This is a genomic window from Microbacterium sp. NPDC078814, from assembly GCF_040702645.1.
Lineage (GTDB): Bacteria > Actinomycetota > Actinomycetes > Actinomycetales > Microbacteriaceae > Microbacterium.
The window spans coordinates 440,007-457,467 of sequence record NZ_JBFBLT010000003.1 but is presented as its reverse complement, the minus strand read 5'-3'; the positions used below and the strand labels follow the sequence as shown (position 1 = coordinate 457,467).

Below are 17,461 nucleotides of genomic sequence, written 5' to 3'. Positions count from 1 at the left end.
GATGCTGTGGTTCAGGCGGGTGCGGCCGCGCGGGCGGTTGCCCGAGCGCGGCGGCGTTGCGGACGGGTGCGCACACCGCGGGGCACCGCGGCGTGCTGGGCGAGCGCGAGCAGGAGGTCGACGAGGAGCGCGAGCACCGCGACGAGGATCGCGCCGCCGAGCACCTGGTCGAAGCGGCGGAGCGGGATGCCCTGGATGATCGGCCAGCCGAGGCCGCCGAGGTTCACGTAGGCCGCGATCGTCACCGTGGCGATGACCTGCAGCAGCGCCGAGCGGAGGCCGCCGACCAGCAGCGGCATGCCGAGCGGCACCTCGACCTTCCAGAACACCTGCCAGCCGGTCATCCCCATCGCCCGCGCCGCGTCGATGGTGCGGCGATCGACCGCCTCCAGGCCCGTGTAGGCGCCGGCCAGCAGGGACGGGATCGCCAGGACGACGAAGGTGATGATCGCCGCGAGGGGCGTGCGCAGCACCCCGAGCAGGAGCACCAGCAGCACCATGAGGCCGAAGGACGGGATGGCGCGGGCCGCTCCGGAGACGGCGACCGCGATCTCCCGCCCCTTCCCGGTGTGCCCGATGAGCCAGCCGAGCGGTACGGCGATCACCGCGGCGATCAGCACGGAGACCACCGTGTAGAAGACGTGCTGGCTGAACAGGACGGGGAGCGAGTACGTCCCGACCCAGCGGTCGGGAGAGAACAGCCAGGCGAAGGCCTCGGTGAACACGTTCATGCGGCCGTCCTCAACGTGATCGTCCGCCGCGCAGCGGCAGGGGTGGCCGCCGCCCGCGTCCACGGCATGAGGGCCCGCCCGAGGAGGACCAGCAGGAGATCGATGACCAGGGCGATGACGACGACGGCGACGATGCCGGTGAAGACCTCGGCGAGGATGCGGCGCTGGAGGCCGTTCGTGAACAGGTAGCCGAGGTTCGTGACGCCGACGAGGATGCCGACCGTCGCGAGCGAGATGGTGCTCACCGCCGCCACTCGGAGGCCCGCGAGGATGACCGGCCCGGCGAGCGGGAAGTCGACCGTCCAGAAGCGGCGGAACCCGCCGTAGCCCATCGCGACCGCCGACTGCCGGATCGCGGGGTCGACCGAGTCCAGGCCGTCGGACACCGCGCGGACGAGGATCGCGATCGCGTAGATCGTCAGGCCGATGACGAGGTTGGCCGGGCTGCGCGCCGGGTAGCCCGCCACCGACGGCAGCAGGATGAGGAGGGCGAGGGAGGGGATCGTGTAGAGCAGCCCGGTGAGGACGATGACCGGACCCTTCACAAGCTGATAGCGCCAGGCCACCCACCCCAGCGGGAGCGCCAGCACGAAACCGAGCACGATCGCGATCGCGCTCTGCTGCAGGTGCACCGCGGTGAGCTCGAGGATCAGCCCGAGGTTGTCGCCGACCCAGTTCACGGGGCCGCCTTCACCGTGTCGGCTCCGTCGACCACGCCCTCCGGCGCATCGACGATCGCCCCCTGCGTGCGGCCCTCGGAGTCGACGACCACGGTTCCCCGCGGGGTCTGCTTGAGGTGCAGCGCGCGGCGGCCGCGGTCGGCCCCGATGAAGGAGGAGACGAAGTCGTCGGCCGGGTTCTCGATGATCTCGCTGGGGCTGCCGACCTGCACGATCCGGGCGCCCTTGTCGAGGATGACGACCTGGTCGCCGAGGAGGAAGGCCTCGTCGATGTCGTGCGTGACGAACACGACCGTCTTGTCGAGCTCGTGCTGCAGCCGCAGGGTCTCCTGCTGGAGGTCGGCGCGGACGATGGGGTCGACCGCACCGAACGGCTCGTCCATGAGGAGGATATTCGGATCGGCGGCGAGCCCGCGGGCCACCCCGACACGCTGCTGCTGACCACCCGACAACTGACTCGGGTACCGGTCGGCGAGCGCCTGGTCGAGGCCGACGGTCGTGAGCAGCTCGCGAGCACGCTCGTGCGCCTGCGCGCGCTTCACTCCGTTCAGCCGCAGCACGGTGGCCACGTTGTCGATGACGGTGAAGTGCGGCATGAGCCCGGAGTTCTGCATCACATAGCCGATGCGCCGGCGCAGGGCGACCGGGTCGCCCGAGAGCACGCTCTCCCCGTCGATCTCGACCTCTCCCGACGTCGGCTCCACCATGCGGTTGATCATCCGCAGCAGGGTGGTCTTGCCGCAGCCGGACGAGCCGACGAACACGGTGGTCTTGCGGGAGGGCAGCACGAGGCTGAAGTCGTCGACGGCGAGCGTTCCGTCGGGGAAGCGCTTCGTGACGTTGCGGAACTCGATCATGAGGGTGTCTCTCCGACGGTCGTGCGGACGTGCGGTCGTGGGTCGTGTGGGACTAGGCCGAGACCTCGACGCCCGGGGCGAAGGCGACGTAGCCGGAGAAGTCCTTGCCGACCCGGTCGAACGCCGACGGGTACGGGTGCGGGTACGACCACGCGAGATCCTTGTGCAGCTCTCCGTCGACCTGGACGGAGTAGTACTGGCACTCGCCCTTCCACGGACAGGTGTACGGCGTGGGGCTCTCGACGAGGACGTCCGGCGCGACGGCTGCCGGCGGGAAGTACCAGTTCCCCTCGATGCGGATGAGGTCGTCCTGGTCGGCCTCGGCGATGACGTTTCCTGCGAGTACAGCCTTCATGGTCCTGCCTCCTCGGATGTGGGTTCGAGCGTATAAGACGGGTGCGACATCCGGCACGGGGTTGCGCGCGTGGTCGTCAATCTGGGACACAATGCGCGTTCTGTTCGTCACGCGACCGGGATCGGATTGCCCGGATCAGGCCGAGTCGCGGCCGTAGCCCTCCAGCAGCCGCAGCCAGATCTCGCTGATCGTGGGGTAGGAGGGCACGGCGTGCCAGAGTCGGGCGATCGGGACCTCGCCGACGATCGCGGTGGTCGCGGCCTGCACGAGCTCGGCGACCTCGGGGCCGACGAACGTCGCACCGATCACGACGTCGCGGTCGGAGTCGACGACCAGGCGCGCCTGCCCGGCGAAGCCGTCCTCGTACAGGCTCGCGCCCGCCACCCACCCGAGGTCGTAGTCGACGACGCGGACGGCGGTGCCGGCGTCCTTCGCTGCCGCCTCGGTGAGTCCGACGGACCCGACCTCCGGGATCGAGAAGGTGACCTGGGGCACCGCGGCGTGGTCGGCCGTGGCGACGTGACGGCCCCAGGGCGCGTCGTCCACCGCGTCGCCCTTCGCCCGCGCGACGATGACGTCGCCCGCGGCGCGCGCCTGGTACTTGCCCTGGTGGGTCAGCAGCACGCGGCCGTTGACGTCGCCGACGGCGTACAGCCAGTCGTGCCCGGGGACGCGGAGGGTGTCGTCCGTCTCGATCCAGCGGCCCGGCTCGAGTCCGACCGCGTCGAGCCCGATGTCGGCGCTGCGGGGAGAGCGTCCGGTCGCGACGAGCACCTCCGCCGCGGTCACCGTCTCGCCGTTGTCGAGAGTGATCGTGACCCGGTCACCGTCGCGGTGCACCGCCGTCGTACCGGTGTCGGTGCGGACGTCGACGCCGAGCTCACGCAGGCCGTCGGCCACCCGCTCTCCGGCGAAGGGCTCCATCCCGCCCAGCAGCCCGCTGCGCGCGAGCAGCGTCACCGAGGAGCCGAGCGCGGCGTACGCGGTGGTCATCTCGACCGCGACCACGCCGCCGCCGATGACCGCGAGACTGTCGGGCAGCTCCTCGGCGCTGGTCGCCTCGCGGCTCGTCCAGGGCGAGGCCTCCCGCAGACCCTCGATCGGCGGGATGACCGCATCCGAACCGGTGCTGATGGCGACCGCGTGGCGCGCGCGCAGCACCCGGGTGCCGCCGTCCTGGTCGGTCACCGTCACCTCGCGCTCGCCGGTCAGCCGGCCGTGCCCCCGGGCGAGGTCGATGTGGGCGGACTCCAGCCACTTCACCTGCCCGTCGTCGGACCAGTTGCTCGTGAAGGAGTCGCGACGCTCGAACACCGCGCGCACGTCGAGGGAGCCGGTCACGGCCTGCGCGGCGCCGGCGACGTGCTGCGCGGCACGGAGCGCCTGGGCCGAGCGGAGCAGCGCCTTCGACGGCATGCAGGCCCAGTACGAGCACTCCCCGCCGACGAGCTCGCTCTCCACGATGATCGCGGTGAGACCGCCCTGCACGGCACGGTCCGCCACGTTCTCCCCGACCGGACCACCGCCCAGCACGATGAGGTCGTATTCGTCGGTCTTGTCGGCAGCAGTCATGCTCGCCCCTCTCGTGGCCGCGGCGGTCCGTGGCCCAGTCTCGCTCATGAGGAACGTCGAGTCACGGGTGAGTTGTTCCCGTCCGCCGATATGCCCGTCCTTCCCGTTCGGTTCCCGGTTCCGATGTTCCGGGTGCACGACCTGGATGCACGACGTTCCTTCCTCCGACGTTTCGGATGCACGACCTGAGGACGGCCGCACGACTCGGACGGGACGATCCCCCGGCAGCCGTCCCCCGGTCGTGCATCCGAAACCTGAACGACCGGGACTGCCCGGACCAGCCCGGGGGTGGTTCGATCCCAGCCGAGTCGTTCTTCGTGGTCCCGTCAGAGAGGTCGGGTCAGAAGGGTCCGGTCAGAAGGGTCCGGTCAGAAGGGTCCGGTCGGAAGGGTCGGGTCAGAAGGGTCGGGCAGACGTTCCGGATGCACGACCCGAGGACGGATGCACGATCGGGACAGGGCGATCCGACGGCAGTCGTGTCCTGGTCGTGCATTCGAACCAGGACAGACGGAGTCGACGGGACAGACGGAGTCGACGGGACGGACGGTGCCGACGGGACCGTCCGGGACGGCCCTGGGGTCAGGCGACGACGGCGGGGCGCGCGGGACGCGTGTCGGCGAAGGCCCGGGGATAGGCGCGACGGAGGGCCACGACGATGAGGGTCGCCGCGGTCACCTTGATGAGGTCGCCCGGGAGGAAGGCCAGGGTCGAGAGGGCCGTGAGGTCGAGGGGAACGCCGGTGACGAGGGCCTGGACGGGGATGCCGAAGGCGTAGACGACGAGCACACCGCCGACGAGGGCCGCGAGCGCGGTACGCCACCAGGTCGGGCGGCCGGTGCGCATCAGGAGTCCGATGACGACGACGCCCGCGATCCAGCCGAGCAGGTACCCGGCCGTGGGGCCGACGAAGACCCCGAGACCTCCGCGTCCGCCCGCGAGGACGGGAAGACCGACCGCCGCGAGCACGAGGACGAGGGCGACCGACCACGGTGCGACCCGGGGGCCGAGGACGAGACCGGCCAGCATGACGGCGAGCGTCTGTCCGGTGATGGGCACCCCACCGGGCAGCGGGACGACGACCGTGCCGAGCACGATGATGAGCGCGGCGAAGACAGCGACGCGGCCGAGGGTCGCGGAGGTGTCGCGGGGGGTGGATGCCATCGGGTGCCCCTTCCTGAACGGTGTTCACCTGAACACCGTTCACCAGGGTAGGGGCGCCCGCACATCCCGCGCAAATCACTCCGCAGCGGGCTCCACACTCCTGGTCCGCGGGGCGAGGACGGCCGCCGCCGCACCGATCACCGCGGCGAGCGCGAACACTCCCGCGAACGCATCCACTCCGGCAATGGCCCCGAGCGTGACGAAGAGCGAGCCCGTGACGGCGAGGGCGAGCGCACTTCCGAAGGAGTCGGCCACGGTCATCGCCCCGCTGTTGAACCCCTGCTCCGCCGGGGAGGACATCGCGAGGACGAGCGCACTGGATCGCGGGCTCATCAACCCCATGCCCGCACCCGCGACGACCCAGGCGAGGGCGGCGAGCAGCGGGGTGGCCTGCGTAACCGTGATCGCCAGGATCAAGGCGATCCCGATGACCACGAGGACCGTCCCCACCCGCACCGCGGTCACGCTCGACAGGCGCTCGCCCATCCGCCCCTGGACGGTCGCCGCCGCCGACCAGGCGAGCGCACCCCCGGTCAGCGCGAGCCCGGCGAGGGTCGGCGACAGCAGGTACCGATCGGTGAGCAGGTACGGCAGGTAGATCTGCGCCCCGAAGAACGCCGCCGCCCCGAGACCGCGCACCAGGATCACCGACGGCAGGCCCCGGCGGGCGATGAGCGCGCCCCGCGGAAGGAGCGGGCGCACCGCCGCGATCGCGATCACCACCGCGGCCGCCGACAGGAACGGCCCGGCGACCGGGACCTCGCCCACGAGGTCGAGGGCGAGCACGGCGGAGGCGGCGAGCACCGACCACCCCAGCCGTCCGAGAGCCCACGGCGTGGTGGCGTCTCCGCTGCGCGCGAGGCCGCGGAGGGCCGGGACGACCATCAGCAGCGCGAGCACGACGAGCACCACGACCCCGAGGAAGACCCAGTGCCAGCTCCATACCTCCGTGACCGCACCCGCGATCGTCGGACCGATCAGCGAGGGGATGACCCACGCGGCGGCGAACCCCGCGAAGATCGCCGGATGCAGGGACGTCGGGTACACCCGGGCGACCACGACGTAGAGAGCCACCATGAGTCCGCCGTTGCCGAGCCCCTGCGCGAAGCGTCCCGCGACGAGGACCTCCATGGTCGGCGCGAGCCCCGCGACGAGCAGTCCCACGGTGAACAGGGCGACGGACGCGTATAGCGGCGCCACGGGGCCCCGCCGATCGGACCAGTTGCCGGCGACCACCATGCCGATCACGCTCGTCGCGAGCGGTCCGGCGAAGGCCAGCGCGTACAGCCGCTCGCCGTCGAGGTCGGCGCTGACCGCCGGCATCACCGTGGTGACCGCCAGCGATTCGAAGGCGCCGAGGAACACGAGGGCGCACGCGCCGATCGTGATCCAGACGTACTCGCCGCCGAGGATGCGGGACGGGGCGGGCGTGGACGGCGCGGTGCGCCCGGTCTCGGTCGTCATGAGGACGACGCTAGAACCTCAAGAATGGTTGAGGTCAAGTCCCGGATGGACGCGGGTCCGGCAGGGAGTCAGCGGAGCGGGAGGATGCTCGTCGGCGCGGGAGCCTGCGCCTCGTGCCGGACTCCGAGCGGTGCTCCCGTCCGCTCGTCGAGGTCGAGCAGCGTGACGGTGTCGGAGCGCTGACCGGCGACGAGGAGCTTGCCCTGGTAGACGAGGTGGTGTCGCGGCCAGTCGACTCCGGAGTCGGCGAGCGCGACCGGTTCCAGAGCCTCGCCGCTGCCGCGCACCCGCAGCGCCGCGATGGTGTTGCTGCCACGGAGGGCGGTGTAGAGGAACTGACCGTCCTTGGAGCGGGTGAGCTCGGCAGGGAAGTCCACGCCGACCTGCGCGATGGGGCTGGCCGGAGCCGAGGAGACGACACCCCAGGTGCCGTCGGCGGCGGCCGCGAGCGTGAAGACCTCGCAGGAGTACTCGGTCACGACATGCAGGTGACCGCTCGGATGCACGACCATGTGGCGCGGACCGGTGCCGCGCGGAAGCACGACCTCCTGGTCGAGGACGAGCCCGGGGCCCTGCAGGCGCCAGAACCGGACGAGATCGAAGCCGAGGTCGGTCGTCGCCACGCGGCCGTCCGGCAGGAAGGCGGCGGCGTGCGCGTGAGATGCGCGGCCCGCGGCGCCGTACGGGTCGACCGCCGCGATGCCGTCCCCGGCGGGCGTGGCCGGGGCCGCATCCGGATCGCCGTCGCCGAAGAGGGCGGCACGCAGGGCTGCCGCCGCGTCCTCCTTCGCCGGCACGAGACGACCATCCGCGGCGAGTCCGAAACGGACGACCCGCCCGTCGCCGTAGCAGCTGGCGACGAGCGTCTGGCCGTTCGGCGACACCGCGAGATGACAGACGCCGTCCCCCGTCGCCACCGGATCGCCGAGCGGCGTCAGCGCCAGCTCCCCCGTGCGCGCGAACGCCTGCACGGCGGCGTCGCCCTCCAACGCCGCGTACACGACGTCGAGGGACGGATGCGCCGCCAGCCACGACGGCGACGGCGTCTGCGTCACGGGTCCGCGGTAGGCGAGCGTCGTGGCCTCACGGCCCTCGTCGCCTGCCAGCACGCCGATCCCCTCGGCGGAGCCCTCCATCGCCGGGCCGTAGCCCCCGAGCCAGAACCGCGTCATGCCGGTCAGTCGAGCAGGTCGTGGCGCACGATCACCTGATCGCGCTCCGGACCGACGCCGATCACCGAGATGCGCGTGTTGCTCATCTCCTCCAGCGCGAGCACGTAGTCCTGCGCCGTCTGCGGAAGGTCCTCGAAGGTGCGCGCGGTCGAGATGTCCTCGCTCCAGCCCGGGAAGTACTCCAGGATCGGCTTCGCGTGGTGGAAGTCGGTCTGGTTCACCGGCACCTCGTCGAACCGCTCCCCGTCCACGTCGTAGGCCACGCACACCGGGATCTTCTCGAGCCCGGTGAGGATGTCGAGCTTCGTGAGCACGAGGTCGGTGATGCCGTTGATGCGCGTGGCGTACCGCGTGATGGGGGCGTCGTACCAGCCCACGCGGCGCGGACGCCCGGTCGTGGTGCCGAACTCGAAGCCCTGCTTGCGCAGCCACTCGCCCTGCTCGTCGAACAGCTCGGTCGGGAACGGACCGGAGCCGACGCGGGTCGTGTAGGCCTTGACGATGCCCACGATGCGGTCGAGGGCGCCGGGGCCGACCCCGGAGCCGGTCGAGGCGCCGCCGGCCGTAGCCGAGGACGAGGTGACGAACGGGTAGGTGCCGTGGTCGATGTCGAGCATCGTGGCCTGGCCGCCCTCGAACACGACGACCTCGCCGCGGTTCAGGGCCTGGTCGATGAGGTAGCCCGTGTCGGCGACCATCGGGCGCAGACGCTCGGCGTAGGAGAGCAGGTCGTCGACGATCTCGTCGCAGGTGACGGCGCGGCGGTTGAAGACCTTCACCAGGAGGTGGTTCTTCTGGTCGAGGGCGCCCTCGACCTTCTGGCGCAGGATGTTCTCGTCGAAGAGGTCCTGCACGCGGATGCCCACGCGGTTGATCTTGTCGGCGTAGGCCGGACCGATGCCGCGGCCGGTGGTGCCGATGTTGCGCTTGCCGAGGAAGCGCTCGGTGACCTTGTCGAGTGTGCGGTGGTACTGGGTGATGATGTGCGCGTTGGCGCTGACCTTGAGCCGCGAGACGTCGATGCCACGGGCGGACAGGGCCTCCAGCTCGGAGAAGAGCACCTCGAGGTCGATGACCACGCCGTTGCCGATGACCGGGTTCACGCCGGGCGACAGGATGCCGGAGGGCAGCAGGTGCAGGGCGTACTTCTCATCGCCCACGACGACGGTGTGCCCGGCGTTGTTCCCGCCGTTGAACTTCACCACCCAGTCGGTGCGCTCACCGAGCAGATCGGTGGCCTTGCCCTTTCCTTCGTCTCCCCACTGCACGCCGACGATAACGATTCCTGGCATGGGTAACCCCTTGGCTTTCGCCGGGTTTGCACCGGCCGATGAGCTGGCCCTCTTCGGGCGCTCCCATCCTATCGGCAGGCCTCGGACAGCCCCCGGGAAGGCCGATACGGGACGGAATACGCACCTTCCCGGGGCCGCGGAGGCACCTTTTCGGTCCCGCATCGTGCCGGGCGGGACGGCAGAGGGGGCCGCTACAGTGGCGACGGAGGTGGCGATGACGCGGTGGTGGCCCTATGTCCGACTCTCGGCGGCGGCGCTCGCGGTGGCGGCGATCGTGGCGCAGCTCGTGCGCACGCTGGAGATCGCCCTCGCCGCGGACACCGCGTGGGGCGCGCACCTGCCCACCGTGTTCGCGAACTTCTTCAGCTTCTTCACGATCCTCTCCAACGTGCTGGCCGCTGTGGTGCTGGCCGTCGGCGGGATCTGGGGGCTGACGCACCGCGACGCGAGAGTCGAGCCGACGTGGCTGGCGACGCTGCTCGTGTGCGCGAGCACCTACATGATCGTCACGGGCGTCGTCTACAACACGCTGCTCCGCGGGATCGCGCTGCCGCAGGGGGCCACGGTCGCCTGGTCGAACGAGGTGCTGCACGTCGTCATCCCGCTCGTCCTGCTCGCCGACGTGCTGTTCGCGCCGCGTCGTCGTGCCCTCGGCTGGGGCACCGTGGGGATCGCCGCGATCTTCCCCATCGTGTGGGTGGTCTACACGCTGCTCCGCGCGAACCTTGTGACCGCACCCGCGACCGGGAACCCGTGGTGGTACCCGTACCCCTTCCTCGATCCCGCGCTGAACGGCGGCTACGGCGGCGTCGCGCTCTGGGTGCTCCTCATCGCCGCGATCATCCTCGCCACGGCCGCGCTCGTCGTGGGGATCGGGCGGCGTCGGGCCCGGCCGTGACCCACCCCTTCCCGTGCGCCCCACCCCCTTGCGGACATACGAAAAGGGGTGGGACGGCCGGAAGGGGGTGGGTCGGCGATCAGACGAGGAGCGCGTCGGCCTCGAGATAGCGCTCGAGGGAGTCGTCGAGCTCGTCCAGCCACGGGGTGTGGTGTGCGGCGGCGAGCGTCCCGGTCATGACCGAGGGGTACACGCGGTCGCGGTAGCCCATGATGTCGGCCTTCTTGTCCCGCTTCCAGGCGAGGAAGATCTCCACGACGCGATCGAGGTCGAACGCCGGATAGTCGGTGCACTCCAGCAGGTCGCGGATGTAGTCGGCCTGGAAGCGGATCTCCGTCGCCGCCGAGTCGATCTCCGCGAACCGCTTCCGCCACGCGGCGATGGACGCGGCGCGCTCGCCCTCGTCGGGCAGGGCGATCCGGCCCAGGATGACGTCGCGCACGAACCACGCCTGCGCGTCGAACATGTTGAACGTGAACCACTGGTCCTGCGCGCCGAGGTAGGCGAGGCGCGGGTTGCCCTGCCAGAGCACGCCCCGGTACAGCCCGTCGGGGTAGACGTTGTTCGGCGAGGACAGGGCGAGCTCCGCGGGCAGGAACGGGTACTTGTGCAGGTAGCCGGTGCAGAGGATGACCGCGTCGACCTCCTTCGAGGTGCCGTCGGCGAAGTGCACGGTGCGGCCCTCGAAGCGCTCGACGCACGGGCGCTCCTCGAAGCCCTCCGGCCAGTCGTAGCCCATCGGCGCGGTCCGGTAGCTCGCGGTGACCGAGCGGGCGCCCATCTTGAAGGCCTGGCTGCCGATGTCCTCCGCCGAGTAGCTCGACCCGATCACGAGCACGTCCCGCCCGGCGAGGGCCTCCGCGCCCCGGAAGTCGTGCGCGTGGGCGACGGATCCGGGGAAGGTCTCGATGCCGTCGAAGTGCGGCACGTTCGGGAAGGAGAAGTGTCCGCTGGCCACGACGACCCGGTTGAACTCCTCCGTGGTCGTGCGCCCGGTCGGCAGGTGCTCGCTGGTGAGACGGAACACCTCACGGTCCTCGTCGAACTCCACCCAGCGCACCGCGGTCTCGAAGCGGATGAGGTCGCGCACCTGCGTCTTCGCGAGGCGCCCGGCGATGTAGTCCCACAGCACCGGACGCGGCGGGTACGACGAGATCGGCCGTCCGAAGTGCTCGTCGAAGGTGTAGTCGGCGAACTCCAGGGCCTCCTTCGGGCCGTTCGACCACAGGTTGCGGTACATGCTGGAGTGCACGGGCTCGCCGTACTCGTCCAGCCCGGTGCGCCAGGTGTAGTTCCACTGGCCGCCCCAGTCGGCCTGCTTCTCGAAGCAGACCAGTTCGGGGATCTCCGCCCCCGCACGGGCCGCGGACTCGAAGGCCCGCAGCTGCGCCATCCCCGAGGGGCCGGCGCCGATGATCGCTACTCGTTCACTGTTCGTCACGTATCGTCCTCAAACTCTTCCGTCATGTATCGGGCGCAGCCGTATCCGGGAGAGGAGGACAGTTCTTCCCCGGTGGGAGCGGAACGCTCGACCTGCCCGGACAGTGGCTGCTCTTCGACGTTAGCAGTGCCCCGCGGCGACGCTGGCGGGAATGCGACGACGGCTGTCGCTTCCGCGCATCGCCGATGTCGGCGGCCGGCGCCAGGATCGGACGGTGCGACAGGACATCAGGGCATCGGAGCGGCTCGACCCGCAGGGCTCGCCGGCGCGATCGCGCGGCGCCCTGGTCCTGCTCGCGGCAGCGGTGACGGTGGTGCTCTGGGCCTCGGCCTTCATCGGGATCCGTGGCGCGGGGCCGCACTACGACCCCGGGGCCTTGGCGCTGCTGCGCATGGCCGTGGGCACCCTCGTGCTGACGATCATCGCGCTGCGGCACGGCATCCGGCTCCCGGAGCGCCGCCACTGGCTGCTGATCGCCGCGTGGGGAGTCGGATGGTTCTGCATCTACAACCTGGCCCTCAACAGCGCCGAACGGACCCTCGACGCCGGGACCGCCGCGATGGTCGTGAACCTGGCGCCGCTCATGGTCGTCGTCTTCAGCGGTCTCTTCCTCCGGGAGGGATTCCCCCGCCCCCTGGTGATCGGCGCCCCCATCGCCTTCCTCGGGGTGGTCCTCATCGGCATGAACTCCACCAGCAGCACCGGCCCCGACCTCACGGGCCTCCTGCTGGCCCTTCTCGCCGCGGTCATGTACGCGGGGTGCACCCTGCTGCAGAAACACCTGCTCACCTCGGGGGTCGACGCCACCACGCTGACCTGGCTCGGGGCGGCCGCCGGCACGATCGCCCTGCTTCCCTGGCTCGGCGCGTTGATCGCCGACGTGCAGACGGCGCCCCTCGACGCGACGCTGTGGGTGGTCTACCTCGGCATCTTCCCCACCGCCATCGCCTTCACCACCTGGGCGTACGTGCTGCAGCGCAGCACCGCGGGGAAGACCTCAGCGACGACCTACGTGGTCCCGGCCCTCGCCATCCTCCTGTCGTGGCTGATCCTCGGGGAGGTGCCCACCCCGCTCATGTTCGTGGGCGGCGCGCTGTGCCTGCTCGGCGTGCTCATCACGCGCATGCGGGGGCGGCGCTCGCGCTGAGCGCGCCCCCCGCGCGGGTCGAGGTCGGTCCGGGCGGATGCGATTACGCTGGTCGGCGGAGGGGCGCGCCGTGCGGGCCCGCGTGTGACCGAGGGAGACGAAGACCGATGACCGACGCCGACGCGCAGACCCCGCCGACGATCTCCGCGCCCCCGCCGCCCCCCGCGTCCGCCGCGCCGATCGCCGCGCCGGCACCCGCCGCTGGCTCCGCCGCTCCGACCGACGCCGAGATGGCGCGCGCCGGTGCCGTGCTGCAGACGATCTCCGACGCGTACTCCGCGAAGATGGTGGGCCAGGAGCGCCTGCGCACCAGCCTGCTCGTGGCGCTCATCGCCGGCGGCCACATCCTCCTGGAGAGCGTGCCCGGCCTCGCCAAGACCACCGCCGCCAGCACGCTCGCCGACACCGTGAAGGCGAAGTTCAAGCGCATCCAGTGCACGCCCGACCTCCTGCCGAGCGACATCACGGGCAACCAGATCTACGACGCCGCGACGGGCAGCTTCCGGACGGTGCTCGGCCCCGTGCACGCGAACTTCGTGCTGCTCGACGAGATCAACCGCTCCAGCGCCAAGACCCAGAGCGCCATGCTCGAGGCGATGCAGGAGCACCAGACCACCATCGGCGGCGAGATCCACCCGCTGCCGAAGCCGTTCCTCGTGATCGCGACGCAGAACCCCATCGAGCAGGAGGGCACCTACGAGCTGCCCGAGGCGCAGATGGACCGGTTCCTCCTCAAGGAGATCGTCGAGTACCCGAGCCCGGCGGAGGAGTTCGAGATCCTCAGCCGCATCGACTCGGGAGTGCTCGACCCCGACCGGCACGTGCACAGCGCCGTCACGCTGGATGACGTGCACCTGCTGCAGGACGTCGCGAGCCGCATCTACGTCGACCCCGCGATCCGCAACTACATCGTGTCGATCGCGTATGTGACCCGGAATCCCGCGCCGTACATCGGGGAGGAGCGCGCCCGCTTCATCAAGTACGGCGCGAGCCCTCGGGCCAGCATCGCCTTCCTCCAGGCCTCCCGCGCCCTCGCCCTCCTCAGCGGCCGGACCCACGTCCTTCCCGAGGACATCCGCGCCCTGCGCCACCTCGTGCTGCGGCACCGCGTGCTGCTGACGTTCGAGGCCGACGCCGAGGGCATCCGCAGCGAGGAGATCATCGACCAGATCTTCGCCGCCGTGCCCACCCCCTGACCCGCCGACACGTCCAGGGATCCCGCGCCCGATGCCCAGCCTCATCACGCAGGTGAAGAGCAAGCTCTTCATCCACTCGAACCGCAAGTCGCTGCACGCGCTCGACGGCGCCTACGCGTCGTTGCTGCACGGGCGGAGCCTCGACTTCGAGGACCTGCGCAAGTACGAGTACGGCGACCAGGTGCGCGACATCGACTGGCGCGCGACCGCCCGCCTCGGCACACCGTTGGTCAAGCGGTCTCGGGCCACGCGCATGCATACGGTGATGTTCGTCGTCGACACGGGACGGTCGATGACCGCTCTCGCCGCGGACGAGCGCTCGAAGAAGGACCTGGCGATCCTGGCGACCGGAGCCCTCGGGGTGCTGACCCTCCGGCACGGCGACGACTTCACGGTCGTCTACGGCGACTCCTCGCGCGTCCGCCGGCTGGCGCCGGGGCGCAGCGAAGGGGCCCTCGAACACGCACTGCGGACGATCGACCGCGCGGTCGACGACGCGGCGGTCCCCAGCGATCGCGACGCCCTGCTGTCCTTCGTCACGCGGACGATCGCGCGGCGGATGATCGTCGTCGTGCTCACCGACGAGGCCCCGGTCACCACCGAGACCGAGCGCCTGCTGCGCCGCCTGCGCGTGCAGCACGACGTGCTCTGGCTCACCCTGCGCGACGCCGAACCGGTGCTCGACCATCGTTCCGCCCGGATGCGCGCCGACGTCGACAGCCTCTGGGAGGTCCCCGATTTCATCCAGGGCGACCGCACGATCGTGAACGAGCTCCGTGCGCAGCGGGCGGCCGACGCCGCCCGACTCGCCGACCTGCTCACGCGGATGGAGATCAGCCACGCCGCGCTCGACGGTCAGGACGACGCCGTTCCGCAGCTGCTGCACCTGCTGAACCGGAGGTCCGATGCCCGGTTCTGACGAGCTCTACCCGCCCGCGCAGTACGGGTGGGGATGGATGCTGCTCGCGCTCGGCATCCTGGCCCTGCTGATCGTCGGCACGTGGCTGCTGTTCCGGCTCACGCGCCCCCGCACCGCCGCCTCCGGAGCGGCCGCGGATGCCGGCCAGCCGTCCACGCTCGACGTGCTGTCCGCCCTGCGCTCGGAGTACCTCGATCGCATCGACCGCGTCGAGCACGACTACCGGGACCGCCGTCTCTCCGCGCGGCAGGCCAACCTGGAGCTGAGCCGCGTCGTGCGCACGTTCGTCAACGAGTACAGCGGCTTGGAAGCACCGGTGCTCGCCCTCGACGACCTCGTCTCCCGCGGCGTGCACCCGGCGCTCATCGACGCGATGGGCCGCCACTACTATCCGAGCATCTTCCGGCAGGGACCCGCCATCGATCCGGTCGCCGGCGCCGAAGCCGCCAGGACGGTGGTGCGCGCGTGGCACTAGCGAACGTCTGGATGCTGGTCCTCGCCGCGGCGGTCGTCGTCGCCGCGGTGGCGATCGGTCTCGCGGTCGGCCTGCGCCGTCACCGGGACCGGCGCGCGGCGGACACCGCTCGCGTGGCCAGGGCGGAGCGGCTGCGAGCGCTGCCGTCCTTCCGCCAGGCGCTGTCCCGTCGCGCCGTCGCCCTGACGGGTCTGCTCGCCCTCGGTGCGGGGGCCGCGCTGGTCGCCGGCGTCGTGGCCGCGCGTCCGATGTCCGCCCAGACGATCCAACCCGTCGACACGAGCCGCGACATCATGCTCTGCCTGGACGTTTCCGGGTCGATGTCGGAGGTCGACGTCGAGGTGCTCTCCGTGTTCGACGAGCTGCTCGACGGCTTCGAGGGCGAGCGCATCGGCCTGACGATCTTCAACAGCTCTCCCGTGCAGATCTTCCCCCTCACCGACGACTACGACTTCATCCGCGAGCACCTCGCGAGCATGATGTCGAGCTTCGACTACGTGGACGAGATCCCGGAGCACTGGCTGGGCACGCTCAACGGCGACGGCGCCTCCCTCATCGGGGACGGACTCGCGGCCTGCACCATGGGCTTCGATCACCCGGACGACGACCGGTCCCGGTCGGTGATCTTCGCGACGGACAACGAGATCAACGGCGCCTCGATCGTGACGCTCGATGAGGCCGCGGCGTATGCGGCGTCCCAGGACGTGAGGGTGTTCGCGATCAACCCGGTCGAGGGCAAGGACGCCGACGTCAGCGCCGAGCTGGCCGCCGCCGCCGAGGCCACGGGAGGCGCCGCCTACGGGCTCCGCGACACGACCACGGTCGGGGACATCATCGACGAGGTCCAGAAGCAGGAGGCCACGGCGCTGCGCGGCGAGGCGCAGGTGGTCTGGACGGACACCCCGAACCTGTGGATCGCCGTCCTGTCGGTCCTCGCGCTCGGCTTCGTCGTGCTGGTGTGGAGGGTGCGCCTGTGATCTTCCAGCCCGTGCTCCCCGTGTTCCTCATCCTGCTGCTGTGCGCCGGCGTCGCCGGCGTGGCGGTCTGGATGCTCGTGCGTGCTCCGCGGGCCGGGGGCGAGGTCGTGACCGACCGACGCGCTCTCGCCGTGCATCGGTCCCTCTGGGCGCTGCGCCTCGTGATGGTGCTCGCCTGCGCCGTGATGCTGCTGCGGCCGGGGCTCCCCGGAGGCTCCACGCAGACCCTGGCGACCGACACCGACATCGTGCTCGTCGTCGACACCACCGCGAGCATCGTGGCCGAGGACTGGGACGACGGCTCCCCCCGGATCGACGGTGTGCGCGCCGACGTGCGCGCGCTCGTGGAGGAGTACCCCGGCGCCCGCTTCGCCCTCCTCACCTCGGATGCGGCAGCCCAGCTGAGGATCCCGCTGACCACCGACACCACCGCCCTGCTCGGCTCACTCGACGTGCTGCGCCCCGAGGTCACGAGCCAGTCGCGTGGCAGCTCGATCGGCGTGGCCGCTCCGCTGCTGAGCGAGACCCTCGCCGCCGCGGCGGAGTCGTCGCCGGACCGTTCGCGCATGGTCTTCTACTTCGGCGATGGCGAGCAGACCACGGGGTCCGCCCCGGAGTCCTTCGCCGACAGCGCGCGCTACACCGACGCCGGAGCCGTCTTCGGATACGGGACGGCGGAGGGCGGGCCCATGCGCGTGACGACGGGGGGCCTCGATCAGAGTGACTCCGAGTACATCCAGTACCAGGGTGCGGACGCGCTGTCCGTCATCGACGAGGGCAACCTCGAGACGATCGCCGGGCAGCTCGGCGTCGAGTACGAGCACCGGGAGGCGGATGTCGCCCCGTCGCTCCCCGCCGCACCGTCGAGCACCACGGCCTACGCGGACGCCGGCGAGGTGGGGAACGTGATCGAGCTGTACTGGGTCGCCGCGCTGGTCGTCCTCGCCGCGCTCGGCGTGGAGCTCACGCGCGCGACAATCCTGGTCGCCCGGCTCCGCGGGCTGCGCGCTCCCCGCTCGGCACGGCCCGCTCCACTCGACACCCCCTGACAGGCCCCGAGACCCCGGGCATCCGTGCGGGTACGGCGTGTACTCCGCGTCCGGCGATGGTATTGTGTTACCCGC

The 17,461-nt window shown here is 71.1% G+C and carries 17 protein-coding genes; 7 read left to right on the top strand and 10 right to left on the bottom strand.

The window, feature by feature from the left end:
• Window positions 1-11: 11 nt before the first annotated feature.
• From AB0300_RS08430 to AB0300_RS08390, 9 genes are all read right to left on the bottom strand, one after another.
• Window positions 12-731, bottom strand: a complete 720-nt coding sequence (locus AB0300_RS08430) for an ABC transporter permease (RefSeq protein ID WP_126894217.1) — start codon at window positions 729-731, stop codon at window positions 12-14.
• Window positions 728-1,411, bottom strand: a complete 684-nt coding sequence (locus tag AB0300_RS08425; RefSeq protein ID WP_025104210.1) for an ABC transporter permease subunit — start codon at window positions 1,409-1,411, stop codon at window positions 728-730. The genes AB0300_RS08430 and AB0300_RS08425 overlap by 4 nt, the downstream gene beginning before the upstream one ends.
• Window positions 1,408-2,268 (bottom strand): ATP-binding cassette domain-containing protein, encoded by an 861-nt coding sequence (locus AB0300_RS08420; protein WP_025104211.1) that lies wholly within the window; start codon window positions 2,266-2,268, stop codon window positions 1,408-1,410. Before AB0300_RS08420 ends, AB0300_RS08425 begins: the two co-directional genes overlap by 4 nt.
• A 52-nt stretch (window positions 2,269-2,320) precedes the next feature.
• Window positions 2,321-2,623, bottom strand: coding sequence for a DUF427 domain-containing protein (locus tag AB0300_RS08415; protein WP_085604301.1), 303 nt, complete (start codon window positions 2,621-2,623; stop codon window positions 2,321-2,323).
• A gap of 135 nt (window positions 2,624-2,758) precedes the next feature.
• On the bottom strand, window positions 2,759-4,195 hold the full coding sequence (locus tag AB0300_RS08410; RefSeq protein ID WP_366215832.1) for an NAD(P)/FAD-dependent oxidoreductase: 1,437 nt from the start codon (window positions 4,193-4,195) through the stop codon (window positions 2,759-2,761).
• 579 nt (window positions 4,196-4,774) lie between these two features.
• Window positions 4,775-5,356: a biotin transporter BioY gene (locus tag AB0300_RS08405; RefSeq protein ID WP_025104214.1), complete on the bottom strand. Its 582-nt coding sequence runs from the start codon at window positions 5,354-5,356 to the stop codon at window positions 4,775-4,777.
• A 75-nt stretch (window positions 5,357-5,431) separates the two neighbouring features.
• On the bottom strand, window positions 5,432-6,820 hold the full coding sequence (locus AB0300_RS08400) for an MFS transporter (RefSeq protein ID WP_025104215.1): 1,389 nt from the start codon (window positions 6,818-6,820) through the stop codon (window positions 5,432-5,434).
• A 68-nt stretch (window positions 6,821-6,888) separates the two neighbouring features.
• Window positions 6,889-7,992, bottom strand: a complete 1,104-nt coding sequence (locus tag AB0300_RS08395; RefSeq protein WP_366215831.1) for a beta-propeller fold lactonase family protein — start codon at window positions 7,990-7,992, stop codon at window positions 6,889-6,891.
• 5 nt (window positions 7,993-7,997) lie between these two features.
• On the bottom strand, window positions 7,998-9,284 hold the full coding sequence (locus AB0300_RS08390; protein ID WP_025104217.1) for an adenylosuccinate synthase: 1,287 nt from the start codon (window positions 9,282-9,284) through the stop codon (window positions 7,998-8,000).
• A gap of 214 nt (window positions 9,285-9,498) precedes the next feature.
• Between AB0300_RS08390 and AB0300_RS08385 the strand changes: the two genes are divergently transcribed.
• Entirely contained in the window at window positions 9,499-10,182 is a 684-nt protein-coding gene (locus AB0300_RS08385) for a Pr6Pr family membrane protein (RefSeq protein WP_029989539.1), read from the top strand.
• 79 nt (window positions 10,183-10,261) lie between these two features.
• Here the strand turns inward: AB0300_RS08385 and AB0300_RS08380 are convergent, their stop codons facing one another.
• Window positions 10,262-11,623 (bottom strand): NAD(P)/FAD-dependent oxidoreductase, encoded by a 1,362-nt coding sequence (locus AB0300_RS08380; RefSeq protein WP_126894220.1) that lies wholly within the window; start codon window positions 11,621-11,623, stop codon window positions 10,262-10,264.
• 151 nt (window positions 11,624-11,774) lie between these two features.
• Between AB0300_RS08380 and AB0300_RS08375 the strand changes: the two genes are divergently transcribed.
• The 6 genes from AB0300_RS08375 to AB0300_RS08350 all read left to right on the top strand — a co-directional run bounded on the left by AB0300_RS08375 (window position 11,775) and on the right by AB0300_RS08350 (window position 17,386).
• Entirely contained in the window at window positions 11,775-12,770 is a 996-nt protein-coding gene (locus tag AB0300_RS08375) for a DMT family transporter (protein WP_366215830.1), read from the top strand.
• A 107-nt stretch (window positions 12,771-12,877) separates the two neighbouring features.
• Window positions 12,878-13,966 (top strand): MoxR family ATPase, encoded by a 1,089-nt coding sequence (locus AB0300_RS08370; RefSeq protein WP_366215829.1) that lies wholly within the window; start codon window positions 12,878-12,880, stop codon window positions 13,964-13,966.
• A gap of 31 nt (window positions 13,967-13,997) precedes the next feature.
• Window positions 13,998-14,885, top strand: a complete 888-nt coding sequence (locus tag AB0300_RS08365) for a DUF58 domain-containing protein (protein WP_366215828.1) — start codon at window positions 13,998-14,000, stop codon at window positions 14,883-14,885.
• Complete coding sequence (locus AB0300_RS08360; RefSeq protein ID WP_062637591.1) at window positions 14,872-15,360, top strand: hypothetical protein; 489 nt, start codon at window positions 14,872-14,874, stop codon at window positions 15,358-15,360. The genes AB0300_RS08365 and AB0300_RS08360 overlap by 14 nt, the downstream gene beginning before the upstream one ends.
• Entirely contained in the window at window positions 15,351-16,337 is a 987-nt protein-coding gene (locus tag AB0300_RS08355) for a VWA domain-containing protein (protein ID WP_315107059.1), read from the top strand. The genes AB0300_RS08360 and AB0300_RS08355 overlap by 10 nt, the downstream gene beginning before the upstream one ends.
• The gene (locus AB0300_RS08350; protein ID WP_025105213.1) at window positions 16,334-17,386 is read left to right on the top strand and encodes a VWA domain-containing protein; all 1,053 of its coding nucleotides are present in this window, start codon (window positions 16,334-16,336) and stop codon (window positions 17,384-17,386) included. The genes AB0300_RS08355 and AB0300_RS08350 overlap by 4 nt, the downstream gene beginning before the upstream one ends.
• Window positions 17,387-17,461: the final 75 nt, after the last annotated feature.